15 protein-coding genes and 1 pseudogene are annotated in these 13,743 nt (G+C 63.3%); 9 read left to right on the top strand and 7 right to left on the bottom strand.

Annotated features, from left to right (window positions below):
- Window positions 1-65: 65 nt before the first annotated feature.
- Together AC1DJW_RS23065 and AC1DJW_RS23060 are read right to left on the bottom strand one after the other, a co-directional pair.
- On the bottom strand, window positions 66-1,151 hold the full coding sequence (locus AC1DJW_RS23065) for a DUF1648 domain-containing protein (RefSeq protein ID WP_476902606.1): 1,086 nt from the start codon (window positions 1,149-1,151) through the stop codon (window positions 66-68).
- Window positions 1,148-1,540: a GntR family transcriptional regulator gene (locus tag AC1DJW_RS23060; protein ID WP_476902605.1), complete on the bottom strand. Its 393-nt coding sequence runs from the start codon at window positions 1,538-1,540 to the stop codon at window positions 1,148-1,150. The genes AC1DJW_RS23065 and AC1DJW_RS23060 overlap by 4 nt, the downstream gene beginning before the upstream one ends.
- 80 nt (window positions 1,541-1,620) lie before the next feature.
- On the opposite strand from AC1DJW_RS23060, the gene AC1DJW_RS23055 reads away from it, so the two are divergent.
- Together AC1DJW_RS23055 and AC1DJW_RS23050 are read left to right on the top strand one after the other, a co-directional pair.
- Window positions 1,621-2,088 (top strand): nucleoside deaminase, encoded by a 468-nt coding sequence (locus AC1DJW_RS23055; protein ID WP_390280986.1) that lies wholly within the window; start codon window positions 1,621-1,623, stop codon window positions 2,086-2,088.
- 138 nt (window positions 2,089-2,226) lie between these two features.
- Window positions 2,227-2,664 carry a CBS domain-containing protein gene (locus tag AC1DJW_RS23050; protein WP_284751490.1) on the top strand — a complete coding sequence of 146 codons (438 nt, stop codon included), beginning with the start codon at window positions 2,227-2,229 and terminating at the stop codon, window positions 2,662-2,664.
- 76 nt (window positions 2,665-2,740) lie between these two features.
- Here the strand turns inward: AC1DJW_RS23050 and AC1DJW_RS23045 are convergent, their stop codons facing one another.
- Window positions 2,741-3,037 carry a hypothetical protein gene (locus AC1DJW_RS23045; RefSeq protein ID WP_284751491.1) on the bottom strand — a complete coding sequence of 99 codons (297 nt, stop codon included), beginning with the start codon at window positions 3,035-3,037 and terminating at the stop codon, window positions 2,741-2,743.
- A 105-nt stretch (window positions 3,038-3,142) separates the two neighbouring features.
- Here AC1DJW_RS23045 and AC1DJW_RS23040 point away from each other — a divergent pair, with 105 nt between their 5' ends.
- From AC1DJW_RS23040 to AC1DJW_RS23025, 4 genes are all read left to right on the top strand, one after another.
- A complete protein-coding gene (locus AC1DJW_RS23040) occupies window positions 3,143-5,563 on the top strand; it encodes a Tex family protein (protein WP_476902604.1) in 2,421 nt (806 codons plus the stop codon).
- 112 nt (window positions 5,564-5,675) lie between these two features.
- Entirely contained in the window at window positions 5,676-7,037 is a 1,362-nt protein-coding gene (locus tag AC1DJW_RS23035) for a sensor domain-containing phosphodiesterase (protein ID WP_476902603.1), read from the top strand.
- A gap of 437 nt (window positions 7,038-7,474) precedes the next feature.
- Window positions 7,475-8,101, top strand: coding sequence for a hypothetical protein (locus AC1DJW_RS23030; RefSeq protein ID WP_476902602.1), 627 nt, complete (start codon window positions 7,475-7,477; stop codon window positions 8,099-8,101).
- Window positions 8,094-8,276, top strand: coding sequence for a hypothetical protein (locus AC1DJW_RS23025; RefSeq protein WP_476902601.1), 183 nt, complete (start codon window positions 8,094-8,096; stop codon window positions 8,274-8,276). The genes AC1DJW_RS23030 and AC1DJW_RS23025 overlap by 8 nt, the downstream gene beginning before the upstream one ends.
- Window positions 8,277-8,360: 84 nt before the next feature.
- Here the strand turns inward: AC1DJW_RS23025 and AC1DJW_RS23020 are convergent, their stop codons facing one another.
- Complete coding sequence (locus AC1DJW_RS23020; RefSeq protein WP_476902600.1) at window positions 8,361-9,266, bottom strand: MSMEG_6728 family protein; 906 nt, start codon at window positions 9,264-9,266, stop codon at window positions 8,361-8,363.
- Between the two features lie 325 nt (window positions 9,267-9,591).
- On the opposite strand from AC1DJW_RS23020, the gene AC1DJW_RS23015 reads away from it, so the two are divergent.
- The gene (locus AC1DJW_RS23015) at window positions 9,592-10,617 is read left to right on the top strand and encodes an adenosine deaminase (protein WP_459340755.1); all 1,026 of its coding nucleotides are present in this window, start codon (window positions 9,592-9,594) and stop codon (window positions 10,615-10,617) included.
- Between the two features lie 46 nt (window positions 10,618-10,663).
- Here AC1DJW_RS23015 and AC1DJW_RS23010 read toward each other — a convergent pair whose 3' ends face one another.
- Window positions 10,664-11,086, bottom strand: coding sequence for a YybH family protein (locus AC1DJW_RS23010; RefSeq protein ID WP_284751497.1), 423 nt, complete (start codon window positions 11,084-11,086; stop codon window positions 10,664-10,666).
- A gap of 330 nt (window positions 11,087-11,416) precedes the next feature.
- Between AC1DJW_RS23010 and AC1DJW_RS23005 the strand changes: the two genes are divergently transcribed.
- Together AC1DJW_RS23005 and AC1DJW_RS23000 are read left to right on the top strand one after the other, a co-directional pair.
- Window positions 11,417-12,241 carry a pullulanase X25 domain-containing protein gene (locus tag AC1DJW_RS23005; protein ID WP_476902599.1) on the top strand — a complete coding sequence of 275 codons (825 nt, stop codon included), beginning with the start codon at window positions 11,417-11,419 and terminating at the stop codon, window positions 12,239-12,241.
- Between the two features lie 139 nt (window positions 12,242-12,380).
- Window positions 12,381-12,734 carry a GNAT family N-acetyltransferase gene (locus AC1DJW_RS23000; RefSeq protein WP_476902598.1) on the top strand — a complete coding sequence of 118 codons (354 nt, stop codon included), beginning with the start codon at window positions 12,381-12,383 and terminating at the stop codon, window positions 12,732-12,734.
- Between the two features lie 28 nt (window positions 12,735-12,762).
- On the opposite strand, the gene AC1DJW_RS22995 is transcribed toward AC1DJW_RS23000, so the two are convergent.
- On the bottom strand, window positions 12,763-13,518 hold the full coding sequence (locus AC1DJW_RS22995) for an ArsR/SmtB family transcription factor (RefSeq protein ID WP_476902597.1): 756 nt from the start codon (window positions 13,516-13,518) through the stop codon (window positions 12,763-12,765).
- 66 nt (window positions 13,519-13,584) lie between these two features.
- A pseudogene (locus AC1DJW_RS22990) lies at window positions 13,585-13,743 on the bottom strand (DUF222 domain-containing protein); the annotation flags it as partial.

Genomic DNA, 13,743 nt, shown 5'->3' with positions numbered 1-13,743 from the left:
GGTCCGACAGTAAGGCAGCCTTGGCGGTGGGGGCCAGTTCAGGTGCGGGTCAGGGGTGGCGGGGGTCAGCCGCCGAAACGGAGGGTGATCACCAGGCCGGCCAGCGCGACCACGCCGGCCAGGAGCATGGCTGCCATCGGATTACCGAAGTTGAGGGTCCATCCCAGGCCAAAGCGACGCGGAACCATCAGCGCCTGGTCTTCGCGGTTGATGTAGATCAAACCACCCCGCCAGAATTTGTCGTCCTCCCGGTGGGTCAGGCCCGTGTCCGCCTCGCCCTCGTCCCGCTCACGGTTGTTCCTGGCCAAAACAACGACGGCGACGGCGACGGCTGCCAGGATCGGGAGCACCACTACCATCGGCGCCCACGGCGTGACGGTTCCCGTCCACATCAGCAGCGAGGATCCCAGCATCGCCAGATCGATCATCGCGAGCAATCCGAGGAGTGCCTTGGCGCCCAACAGCATGTACCGGCGGTGCCAGCGGGCGGAGCCTACCGGGTGCCCCGGGTCGATGTCGGGCCGGCTGCGGAAGAAGATCGCCGCCGCGATACCCACGAGCAGGGCGGTCACGCCGATCTGCACGAATACCAGTGAAAAGGCGGTGCCGATCGATTTGGCGGCCAGTCGGTTGGGCATGCCTTTCGCACCGTAATGCACCGCGAGCACCTCGGGCATGGACGGGTAGCTGATGACGCCGATCACCACCGTGGCGACAATGACGATCAACGCCGGCGCCAGCCAGAGCCAGGGAAAGCGCGGTGGATCGGTCCGCAGCTCGGTATCCACCGCGATGACTTGGTGGACTCCCTCGTACCAGCCCCCGGCCGCCTTGGCGGTCCGGATCTCGTGGTTGGCCAGGAAGAAGCATCCGTACCAGGCGCCGACCAGCACCACCACGGCCAGCGGCAGGAGCAACGTTTCGCCGGTCACGCCGTACATGGCACTACCGACCACTGCGGCGATGATCCCGCTGAGGAGAACGCGCCAGCGGTAGATGCGGGTCTGCCTGACCACGGCCGGGTCCTCGGCACGCTCGGCCGGTACCCGAACCCCGAAAGGCACGGTGGGGCTGTTGATCGAGGGCAGAACCAAGGCGATGGCGAGCAGTAGTGCTGACAACGCGGAGCTCACGACGATGGCAACGATCATGGCATGTCCTCTGGCTGCGTGGTTCCAAATGAATCGAGTATCGACCGGCAGGACTTGAGAACTTCGTCGGCCGGCAATCCCCTGGCGACGGCTTCGGCCAGTAGGGTCCGTGCCCTCGCAGTCCACTCCGCGCCGAACGGCGGGTCCGCGACCGTGGCGGTCACCACCGCGCCGGTCTTTCGGTTGAGCTGGATCAGGCCCTGCTGGCGCAATAGGTCATAGGCTTTGTTCACGGTGTGGAAATTGATCCCGAAGTCCGCAGCGAGGGTCCTGGTGGCCGGCAACGAGCTGCCCTCGGCCAGCACGCCGTCGGCGATCGCCTCCACGATCTGGTCCCGAAGCTGCTGGTAGATCGGCACGTCGCTGGCCAGGTCTACGTTGAGGATCATCTCTTCCACCTCCGTCTTTATTATATAAGTTATAGAACAAGTAGCGGAAGATTCCCACCTCCCCGGAAAGCAGGCTTCGAATGACCCAGTCTGACGCCCAAACCTCCCAGACCGCCCAAGATCCCGCCTTCGAAGCCGCGTACCAGGCAGCCCGGAAGAGCCTTGGCGAAGGCGGCATCCCCATTGGCGCAGCGCTCGCCCGCGGCGGTGTGGTGATCGCGAGCGGACACAACGAACGTGTCCAAAACGGCGATCCGATCGCGCACGGGGAAATGTCGGCCCTCCGCGCAGCCGGCCGGCAGAAGAGCTACCGGGACACCACGCTCTATACGACCCTCGCGCCGTGTGCCATGTGCACGGGCACCATCATCCAATTCAAAATCCCGCGCGTGGTGGTGGGGGAAGCCCGCACGTTCGGCGGCGAATTCGAGCTCCTGCGATCCCGGGGCGTGGAGGTGGTGGTCCTCGATGACCAACGATGCGTGGACATGATGCGCACGTTCCAGGAAGAGAATCCGGAACTGTGGGCCGAGGACATCGCCGAGTAATCCCACGGGAGCGCCGAGTAGTCCGGGAAGCAACGAGCAAACAGCATCTGGCCACAGCCAAACCCCAAGCGTAGGCTGACAGCATCGGCGTCGGTGCCGGGGGGTCCGCGTCGATACCCAATCGATCAAGGAGGACTCATGAGTGTTGTGCGCGAATTCATGACCACCAATGCCCAGTGCGTCAAGGAAGACCAGTCGCTGCGTGACGCGGCTGTCCTGATGCGCGATCTGGACGTCGGTTCCCTGCCAATCTGCGGCAACGATGGAAAACTCAAAGGATTCATCACTGACCGCGACATTGTGCTCAGGTGCGTTGCTGAGGGATTGGACGCTGACCGGCTGACCGCGGCAGATCTCGCCCAGGGCACGCCGATCTGGATCGATGCCGACGCCAGCATCGACGCAGCTATCGACCTGATGGAAAAGCACCAGGTCCGGCGCCTTCCGGTCATCACCGACCACAAGTTGGTAGGCATCATCAGCCAGGGCGACATCGCCCGGAACTACACCGAGGAACGCGTAGGCGAATTGGTGGAGCACATCTCCGCCAAGACTCCCATGGCGCAACTGGGCTAACCGCAACTTTCGCACCCATCAAGCGTCACGGCCCCCGGGCCGTGGCGCTTCCGCGTGGATCAAGAAGTGCCGGAAGCTAGAGGAACGCTTCCCGCCCGGTGCCTTCCCGCATCACCAGTTCCCCGTCCTCGATGGACACCAGCAGGCTCTTCGCTTTTCCATGGAGCTTCTTGCTGGCGCTTAACTGACGGCTGGTGACCTCGACGCCCACGGTGGACCCCTTCGCAGGCAACTCCACGGAGATCTCTGCCGCCATTCCCAGCATCTCCCTGGTCGATACGTCGCGCTCGTGGTGAGCCTCTTTGTGGTTGACCGTGACTTCTACGTCATCGGAGTCAAAGCCGTCCTGCAGGATGATAAGCAGTTCTTGCATGATGCGCCTCTTCCTTGAGTAGCATTCCTGACCGGATCAGCGGCTCTTTCCACTACAGCACTCGGCGGCGTCTTTAGGTAGGGCGAACCGGTAAGGCAAAATGTCATGGTGACTCATCTTCCTCAGCACCAGTCAGCAGACACCGCCATCCACGCCCTGATCGCCGAAGAACTCGGTGTGAAGTCCTGGCAGGTCAAGGCCGCGGTTGACTTGCTCGACGCCGGATCCACCGTCCCGTTTATCGCCCGATACCGCAAGGAAGTCACCGGGACGCTCGATGACACCCAGTTGCGCGAGCTTGAGGAACGGCTCCGGTACCTGCGCGACCTGGAGGACCGCCGTCGAACGGTCCTTGAAGCGATTGCCGCGCAAGGCAAGCTGACTCCGGAACTGGAGGCCGCCGTCGTCGGGGCCGATACCAAGTCCCGGCTGGAAGACATCTACCTGCCCTTCAAATCCAAGCGTCGCACCAAAGCGCAGATCGCCCGCGAAGCCGGCCTCGAACCGCTCGCCGAGGCGCTGCTCGCGAACCCGCAGCTCGAACCTGAGCGCGAGGCCGCCAAGTACTTGAACGCCGAGCACTCCATCGACGACGCCTCCGCGGCGCTCGCCGGCGCCCGCTCGATCCTCGTGGAGCGGGTCTCCCAGGACCCCGACCTCGCCGAGACCCTGCGCGAGCGGTTGTGGACACAGGGCCGGATGGTTTCGCGCGTGAAGAAGGGCCAGGAACTCGAGGGCCAGAAGTTCAAGGACTATTTCGAGTTCTCCCAGGTGCCTTCCGGCATGCCCGGCCACCGCGTGCTCGCGCTCTTGCGCGGCGAGAACGACGGCGTCCTTGAGCTTGATCTCGCCGAGGCAGAACCAGCCGACGACGACGCCCTGGCCGCCGCGCGCGGCCGGTACGAGAACGCTGTGGCCAAGTGCCTCGGGGTCGCCGAGCGTGGCCGACCCGCCGATTCGTGGCTTGTGCAGACTGCGCAGATCGCCTGGCGCTCGCGCATCCTTGACCGGCTGAGCAACGACTTGCGCGGCCGCATGTTCGCCCAGGCCGAGGACGAAGCCGTCCGGGTGTTCGCCGCCAACCTTCGCGACGTGCTCCTCGCCGCCCCGGCCGGAAACCGTGCCACCCTGGGCCTGGACCCGGGACTGCGGACGGGCGTGAAGGTGGCCGTGGTCGATGGCACCGGCAAAGTCGTAGCCACCGATACCGTCTACCCCCACGCCCCGGCAAAGAAGTGGGACGAGGCCTTGGTGACGCTGGAGCGTTTGGCGCGGCAGCACGGCGTCGAGCTCGTCGCGATCGGCAACGGCACGGCGTCCCGCGAAACGGACAAGCTTGCCGTTCAGCTCATCAAGTCGCTGGCAGCGTCCGGCGGTCCCACGTTGCAGAAACTCGTGGTGTCCGAGGCCGGTGCTTCCGTGTATTCGGCATCTGCGCTCGCGGCCGCGGAACTGCCGGGCATGGACGTATCCTTGCGCGGAGCCGTTTCCATCGCCCGACGCTTGCAGGATCCTCTGGCCGAATTGGTGAAGATCGAACCGAAGTCGATCGGCGTGGGGCAGTACCAGCACGATGTCACGGCGGCGAAGCTGGACCGTTCGCTGGACGCCGTCGTCGAGGACTGCGTGAATGCGGTGGGCGTGGACGTGAACACGGCGTCGCCCGCGCTGCTGGCCCGGGTGGCCGGCGTCGGGCCGTTCCTGAGCGAGAACATTGTGGCGTACCGCAACGAGAACGGCCCGTTTGCCAAGCGAGCCGACCTCAAGAAGGTGCCGCGGCTGGGTGCCAAGGCGTTTGAGCAGTGCGCGGGCTTCCTGCGGATCACCGGGGGAGCGGAACCGCTCGACGCGTCCAGTGTCCACCCGGAAGCGTATTCGGTGGCTCGGAAGATCGTGGCTGCTGCCCGTGGAGCTGCCGTGTCCTCGCTCGACCCGCAGGCGTTCGTGGATGGGACGTTTGGCCTGCCCACCGTGCGCGACATCATGTCCGAGCTCGAAAAGCCGGGCCGCGACCCCCGTCCGGCATTCGCCGCAGCGACGTTCTCCGAAGGCATCGAGAAGATCTCCGACCTCAAGCCCGGCATGATCCTGGAAGGCACCGTCACCAATGTGGCGGCGTTCGGGGCTTTTGTGGATGTCGGAGTGCACCAGGACGGTCTGGTCCACGTGTCCGCGCTAGCCAACAAGTTCGTGTCCGATCCCCGCGAGATCGTGAAATCCGGACAGGTCGTGCGCGTGAAGGTCCTGGAGGCGGATCCGGAGCGGAAGCGGATCTCGCTCACCCTCAGGCTCGACGACGAACCCGGCACCCCGGGCGGATCCGGTTCGCGGGGCGGCGGGCGTGACCGCGGCCCGCGCGGTGGTGAGCGCGGTAGTGAGCGCAGTGGCGGCGAGCGCGGTGAGCGGCGCCCGGCGCCGCAGGCTGGACAGGGCGGTCGCAAGGCGGCTCCAGCGAAGGCGGCTCCTCAGGCGCCGGTCAACACGGCAATGGCGGAAGCGCTGCGCCGGGCCGGGCTGGGGAAGTAGCCGCGGCCTCCGTCCTCCACGGTGATTTCGAAGCAATGCTGCCGATTCCCGAAGCATGAGTGGCATCATGTAGAAGGTCAGAAGCTTGCGCCAGGGGGAGGCCGTGTTTCGAATGAGCAAGCGGAGGGAACGCTCTCAGACGTCCATGCCCCGATGGTGGCTGCTTGTCATCATCGTCTTGGAGGCCGCTGTTGCCTTGACGGCTGGCCTTCCCTTGATGCTGGGCGAAGAACCCTGGGACGACCTCGGTTGGCCCGTCTGGATTCCTGATGTCATTGCGTTGCTCGTGGTTCCCGTCGTGGTTTTCGCGTCGTTTTCTTTGGTGCGGCAGCAGTTCCGGGAGCGCGCTGAAGCGTCCCGGACCACCCGCCTGATGGATACGGTGCTGACCACAAGCAGGGAGTGGTTGTGGGCCATAGGACCCGACGGGCGCTTCACCTTCTCGAGCCCGGCGGGAGCGGAGTTGACCGGGTACGAGCCTGCCGAAATACTGGGCAGGCATTTCAGCCTGATCATTGATCCCGACGAGCTAGCGGACGCCCTGCAAGCCCTGGCTTCCACCCAAGACACTGCCGCCGGCTGGTCAGGACTCCGCGCCGTGTGCCGCCACAAGAACGGCAGCAGGGTCCTGGTCGAGGTGTCCGGAAGGTCACTTCTGGACGCCGCGGGCCGGCCTGCTGGCTTCGAAGGAACGAGCAGGGCCCTCGATCCCGGGACAGCGAACACGCTCGCTGCCGGAGAGATCAGGAGCCGGATCGAAGCGACGCTCGCCGGGCGTTCCTTGATGACGGCGTTCCAACCCATCCGCTCCCTGGAATCAGACTCGATCACTGGAGCCGAAGCCTTGACTCGGTTCCCGGGATCTCCGAGCATTTCCCCCGAGGTGATGTTCGCCGAGGCTACCGCCGTCGGACTGGATGTTGAGCTTGAGATTCTTGCCCTCGAGACCGCACTCGCGGCTGCGAAGGGGCTGCCACTCGCGCTGTCGGTTTCTGTGAATCTCTCACCACGGGCATGCCTTGACGCGAGGCTCTCCGATATTCTCGCGGACTCCGGAATATCGACGGGCCGGGTCGTGCTCGAGGTGACGGAACGCCACCACGTTGTTGACTATGGCCCTCTCGCGGCGGCGCTTGCACCTTTGCGAAGCCGTGGATTGAGGATCGCCGTTGATGACGCAGGCGCTGGCTTTGCGTCCATGCGCCACGTCCTGCTCCTCAAGCCCGATGTGATCAAGCTGGACAGGGAGATCATCGCCGGCATCGACACGGACCCGGGCCAGCGGGCCTTGGGGGCGGCCATGGTCGGCTTCGCGAAGGAAATCGGCGCAACCCTGGTCGCCGAAGGGATCGAAACCGAAGCCGAGTTAAGCGCCGTAGTCGAGCTCGGCATGACGGCCGGGCAGGGCTACCTTCTCGGGCGGCCCTCCGTGCGGCCGGAGGACTGGGCACACTGGGGTGGGGCGGCCAACTAGTCCCCACCGGCTCCCAGCCTTCGCAAGCTCAGGCAGGGTCCCTCGCCGGCGTGGGCCCTCGCGGTAGGTGTCGTTTTGAGGCCTGAGAACGACACCTACTGCGAGTTAGTTGCGTTAGGGATGGCCTGCGCTGGCACTCAATTTGCTGCCAACCAACACCTTGCCCGGGCGCTCGTCCGCCGAGGGACTAAGTAACCGGAACGACCAATGAACTATGGCAGCACTCCGGTCCCTCATATCAGGAACCACAGGCCGCCGTCTTCACCAAGGGCCTAACGGCCATCTTTGATGAAACTACTCATTCGTCCCAAGTAAGAACACTCATTTTGCCGCAGAACAACACTCAATTCGGCACTTTGAGTACCTAGTCGCAACTTTCCTCTAACAAATGCAAATTACGATGGTCACTCACTTGCTACAACTCAAAGGGGAGAGAAATGAGCATTGGGAAGAAAATTCGAAGCGTCATTGCGGTTGTGGTGACAAGTGCCGCTCTGTTGCTCGGTGGAATGAATGGCGCAACGGCGGCAACTGTTCCAGCGCCACCGCAGCCAATAACAACGTCGCAGTTGCAAACACCTGAACAGATTCAAACCGCGATTTCTCAGGCGTTCGACGGTGATAGCAACGGTCTAGCTTTGCTCCTTGAAAGTCCTCAGGTCTCGGAGACGCAAGCAGCGCTAAAAATCCGGCTTGAAGCGCGAGACGGCTTTCCCCGTGGACACTTCCTGGCAAACAAAAAGGCACCCGGCGGCGCGGTTGCCCCTATGTCGACGGGACGGTATGACTATTACTGCACGGGCTATAACGGAGTCACCATAGGATGGAACGGCAAGCAGATCCTGGCCTGTCACGGATGGCTTGATACCTATATCTCGGGCCGCCACGTTGCACACTACAACCCGGATCTGATTCCCCGTGGCGGACCGGTGTCAATAGGATGTGCGTATGCAGGGTTTGGTGTAATCGTGTCTCTTATGGGACCGATAGGAGCAATCGGTTGGGCCGCCCACGGTGCGGGTGTCCTTTTCGCGGCGGGAGGGGTGGTCATTTCTTGTGGATAAGGTGAAAACGACGCCTTGGTCGGCCATCATCACGACCCAGTTGGTTGCAGGGCTTGGGCTGCTGGCGTTGCTCGTTCGATTCGACGCCCGCTGGTATGACTACATTTGGGTTGTCGCCTTGGTGGCCTACGAGATCTTGGTTATGCGGTCGCTCGTCCGTCGGCAGAACAAGTAGCCGCTACGACTTAAACGACGGCGGCGCCCTTGTTCCTTTACTCAGGAACTGGAGCGCCGCCGTCGTTCGCGACTAGCCGAGCCGCTACGGTGCCGGGATCGGGAAGAATGCCCGCGGATCCTGCAACAAGGCCGGGTAGTCGAAGTCCGTGCGGTCGATGATCTTGGTTACCTCGAAGTTGCGGCCGAAGCGGCCGTCTTCGAGGGTGATCGGCCGTCCGTGGATCTTGCCCAGGGCAAACTTGGCGCCGCCCTCGATGGGGACGAGGACAGGCGTGTTGCCGGGGAGCGTCCGGAAGGCCTCGTCCTGGCGCTGGCGGTTGCGTGTGGGCTTCTTCACCAGTTGCTTCGGGGCCTTGCGGGCGGTCTTGCCCGGGCGGCGGGACGTTTCCGAAGCGTAGACGAACTGGTAGCCGTCGCCGTCGCTGCTGGCCGCCTTGGCCTTGCCTGCCGCCGGCATCCCCACCTTGTCGATCTTTTCGGGTTCAACATCGCCCACCGGGGCGCGAAGAACCCAGATGAAGTCGTCGTAGGGGTCTTCGGGAATGAACTCGTGCCGAGGCTCGGGCCAAAGGTACTCAAGGTCCTTCGGGGTGTCCGGGAAGAGCTCGGCGTAGAAGCGGGGCTCCTTCTGGAGCAGCTTGGAGCGGTGGCTCAGGTGGAAATCGGCGTCGCCCAGCCAAGGCGGCATCGGAATCTTGGAGGCATAGTCCGGGTGGGCTGCCTGGGGTGCGAACTCGGTGATGCTGGCGCGGGTGTTGTCCGGATTGCCCCGGGCGACCCATTCGTCCACCATGGCCAGACCGTAGAGAGTGAGCGCGGGGACGTAGCCCATCCACATGCGGATAGCGGGGTGGGACGGCCGGCCGAACTCAGGGATCACCAGTGCGCGAAGGATCTGCAGTGCTTCGACACGCTGCTTGCCAAGCCTTCCGGTGTCCAAGACGGCAGCACTTTGCTTGAAATCGGGGAACGGGAGGAAGGTCTGCATCCTTTCAGTTTGGGGGCCGGACGGCGTAGATCCAAGTTGACGCGGTGTGGCCTTCCCCTCGCTCGTGTTAATGGCGCCCTCTGATTGACGTTGGCAGGGATACTTGTCCCATGGAAGCCCCCTCGGAAACCTATGCCGGGAATTGGCCGGCGCGTGCGGTTCTGGGGACAGTCGACCGCGCTCGGAACGCGGTCATGGCCCGCCGCTGGCAGCACCATCCGGTATTCGGGTCCCTCTTGCGCAGAATCAACCGCTTTCTGCCCTGAACCCGCTTTGGCTGGGCGTTCAGATGGGGCGCGTTGAGTATTCGTCCTACTCTTGTCGGGTGGAAACTTTTGGCGAATCGACGACGACGGCGGCACCTCCAGTTGCCGAACTGCACCTACACATCGAGGGGACGCTTCAGCCCGAGCTGATTTTCGCCCTCGCGGAACGGAACGGGATTGAGCTTCCGTACGCGGATCTGGACGAGTTGCGTGCACGGTACGAGTTCACGGATCTGCAGTCGTTCCTGGATCTGTACTACGCCAACATGGCCGTGTTGCGCACCGAGCAGGATTTTGCGGACATGACCAGGGCTTATTTGGCGCGCGCGGCGGCCGGTGGCGTGCGGCACGTCGAGGTCATGATGGACCCGCAGGCGCACATCTCGCGTGGGGTGGCCCTGGAAACGTGCGTCAACGGTGTGGCGTCCGCACTCGCGACGTCGGTGGAGGAGTTCGGCGTCTCGACGCTCCTGATTGCCGCGTTCCTGAGGGACATGTCCGAGGAATCTGCGCTGGAGGTTTTGGATCAGCTTCTAGCCATGGGGGCGCCGATCGCCGGCATTGGCCTGGATTCGGCCGAGGTGGGCAATCCGCCCTCGAAGTTCGAACGACTGTACCGCCGCGCGGCCGAGGCCGGACTGCGGCGGATTGCGCACGCAGGCGAGGAAGGCCCTGCTTCCTATGTGTACGAGGCGCTCGATCTGCTTGGCGTCGAGAGGATCGATCACGGCATCCGCTGCATGGAAGATCCGGCCCTGGTGGAGCGGTTGGTGGCCGAGCAGGTTCCGCTGACAGTGTGCCCCCTGTCCAACGTCCGGCTGCGCGCGGTGGATACCCTGGCCGATCACCCTTTGCCTGCAATGCTGGCAGCCGGGCTGAACGTCAGCGTGAATTCTGACGATCCCGCGTACTTTGGCGGCTACGTGGACGACAACTTCGCGCAACTTGTCGCTGTGCACGGGTTGTCTGTTGGGGACCGGGCGCGCCTAGCCGCGAACTCGGTGCGTTCATCGTTCGCGGACGAGGCCCGGAGGGCTGAACTGTTGGCCGAGGTTTCGGAGTGGGAAAGGGCATCGGTCGGTTAGTCAGTCGCGGGCACGGCGTGGAAACGGGCGGCAGGAATCCCGGGTGTCATCTTGGTAGCACGGCGTCCGGAGGCTGAGGCGTGGTGATCGGGTCCGCGTGTCGATGCACGAGTGCCCAAGTGTCGCCTTCAGGGCGATAGATGCTCGTTACCCGCAGTTCAAAGGGCGATATTTCAGATCCCCCTCCGACCTTGGCCTGCCAGTGTTCCAAGTCCAGAAAGCAAGCAAGACCGGAAGTGACGTGCTTTGTGAGCGTATCAACGGCGGTGACGTGTCCATCTTCGAAGCGTGCTGCGGCTGAATCGAGGGCCACTGATACTTGATCCCAGCCAACTGCCGGAGGACCCCAAGGATTCGCAAGGGACACATCCTCGCTGTGGGAAAAAATGGCCTTGGCGGGTTCCGGATCGCCTTTGGCAAACTGATCTAGCGCTTGATGAAACTGGTCAATGACCTCGTCAAGCTGCATTTGTTCCACCTTCTGACTGATTGGCGCATCTGGAGTAGTAGGCGAATCTTAGCGGCTCCGCGCCCGGCCGTCACCGGTCCCTGAATCTTCCCAACGGGCGGAGCTCCAGCCGCACTGTCATCAGCGGGCACGTCATAACCCAGGGTTCAAGGGGCTATCGAGGGTACCCCAACAGCTAGTTACTGACCGGTAGCCGAGACCCTTCCATCACTTGTGGTTGTTTGGGCGTAATAGTGGGTCACGACACACGGTGTTTACCAAGAACAGTCGCCAGAATTTACAGAACATTGGCAGACTGCTGAAGGAATGTTCGCCGTTGAAGGAGACCCATTGGCCAAGTCCACCGTCGAAAAAAGCAGTGTCCGTCTCAAGACCGTCCTAGACGTCTTGGCAGAGGGAACGTGGTCCGAGCAGTCGTTGAATGCCGGCGAGATCCTGGCTGAGGCGATTGTCCGCGTCCCGCTGGATCCACGCGAGAGCGAACTGCTCAGCGGAGGCATCCCGCGCGGCCACAAGAACCTGACGACGGAGACCGCGAAACTGGTCAAGGCCGGCTGGCTGGTCAAGGGCCGATCGGGCTGGACTATCACCGACGACGGCCTCCGTGCCACCGTCGCTTTCGCCAAGCCGGACGAGTTCGTCACCGCGCTGACTGAGGGCACGCCCGTCCCGGCAGACACTCCGCTTCCGACGGCCCCCGTCAAGAAGGCCGTAGCCAGGAAGCCCGCGGCCAAGAAGGCTCCCGCCGTGGAAAAGGCGCCTGTTGCCAAAGCTGCAGCAGCGAAGGCCCCGGCCGCCAAGGCAGCGCCTAAGAAAGCGGCCGCACCCAAAGCGACTGCCGCCGTCGAGAAGCTCGAGCAGCCGTCCGCCGTCGCGATCGCTGGTGACTTCAACACGATTCTCGGCGCGCCGGAGGACTGGGCTCCGCAGTACGACGAGGTGCAGATGAAGTTCAATTCCCGTCGCAAGGTGTGGACCGTTGCCGCCACGTTGCCTGCAGGTTTCTACACCTACAAGATCGCGCTGAACCGCTCGTGGGACGAGAACTACGGCGCGTTCGGCGCCCGTGATGGTGCCAACCACGAGCTGAAGCACGACGGGGGCAAGGTCACCTTCACGTACGACCACGCCACGCGGGACATCGTCACGGCTTAGCTGTAACTCCCAAGTTTTCTCCAAGTCCAAATGTGGACTTGGAGAAAACTTGGGATTGCCCGACAAGGTTGCACCGGGAACAAAGCGCCCGGGTCCCGAGGTTAGGGTAGGTCAACAGAACCTAACCGAGGAGCTAGCGATGACCGATGCCACTTTCCGCCACAATGTTGACCGCGAGCGCTTTGAAGTGCTCGCCGATGGCCGCGTGATCGGTAAGGCCGCGTACAAATCGTACGACTACGGCGGGTCCCCGCAGCGGATCTTCTACCACACCGTGATCAACGAGGAGTTCGGCGGGCAAGGGCTGGCGGGCAGGCTCGCCGAAGTGGCCCTGAACGAGACCGTGAGTGAGGGACTCGGGATCGTGCCCGTGTGCCCCTTCATCAAGAAGTTCCTCACCAAGCACCCGGAATACGCGGCGAACGCGGCTGCCCCGACCTTGGCGCACTTGGAGTACCTCAACGCTGCCCTCGTTCCGGCCGCCAGGGCCTAAAAGCGGCGGGTCGCGCCGCCGTCGAGCCTCACGAATACATCAATGAACCGGGAGTCGTCAGGACTTCGCCGGTCTCCAGCCAGGTCTTGAGGCCGGAGAGGATCATCGGCCAACCGCCGTAGATCTGGTCGTTACCGCCCTCGCGCAAGTCGCTGTGGGTGACGGTCAGATGGCAAGAGTCGCCGACGGGTTCGATCTCCCAGGTGACGCGTGATGTGCCCTCGGCTTTGACGTCCTCGCCCCAGAGGGCGCGCATGGTCTGGACGAGCCGTCGCGGGGGATCGACCTCCACGTTTTCGCCTTCGCCGAGAACCATTCCGTTGGCCTTGGGATTGTGCATCTCGTAGTGCCCGCCCGGCGTCCAGTCGGCAGTGTGGGTGTTGCCGAACTGGTATTTGCTGCGGGTGTCGCTGTCCGTGATGGCATCCCAGAGCCGTTCCGGAGTGGTCTTGATGTAGATTTCGAAGATCTTTTCCACGGGACTTTCCAATCTGGTTTTGAGGTCGCTCAACGCAGCGGCCCATGGTTCTGCATATTTGCTCACCCAGCGGTCGTGGACGAGCCTGATGGGTACCGGATTCAGGTAATGGAGCTTTTCGCGACCACGACGGCGGGTCACAACCAGCCCGGCTTCCTCAAGGATCTTGAGGTGCTTCATGATCCCGAAACGGGTCATGTCGAACCGTGCTTCAAGCGCGGTGAGCGTCTGCCCGTCCTCGCGGAAGAGCTCGTCGAGCAGATCCCTGCGGGTGGGGTCGGAGAGTGCCTTGAAGACGGCGTCCATGCATTCAGAATAGGTGACCATTTGGTCACATGTCAACGGATTCGGGCGGTCTGAAACTGGGCGGCTCTATGTTCGCGTGGGTCTGAAGTAGTGGTTGCGTCGGGGTGTTTGGCGGGGGTCGAGGTGGGGTGGTGGTTTGAACCATGCCGTGCCGGTTTCCATGGTGATGGTCCAGTGTTCTTTGTGGATGACGTGGTGGTGGTGGCTGCATAGCAGGGTGCCGTT

It is taken from the genome of Arthrobacter sp. 05L417 (assembly GCF_056397865.1).
The sequence above is the reverse complement of the archived record's forward strand: the minus strand, read 5'-3'. Positions and strand labels throughout refer to the sequence as shown.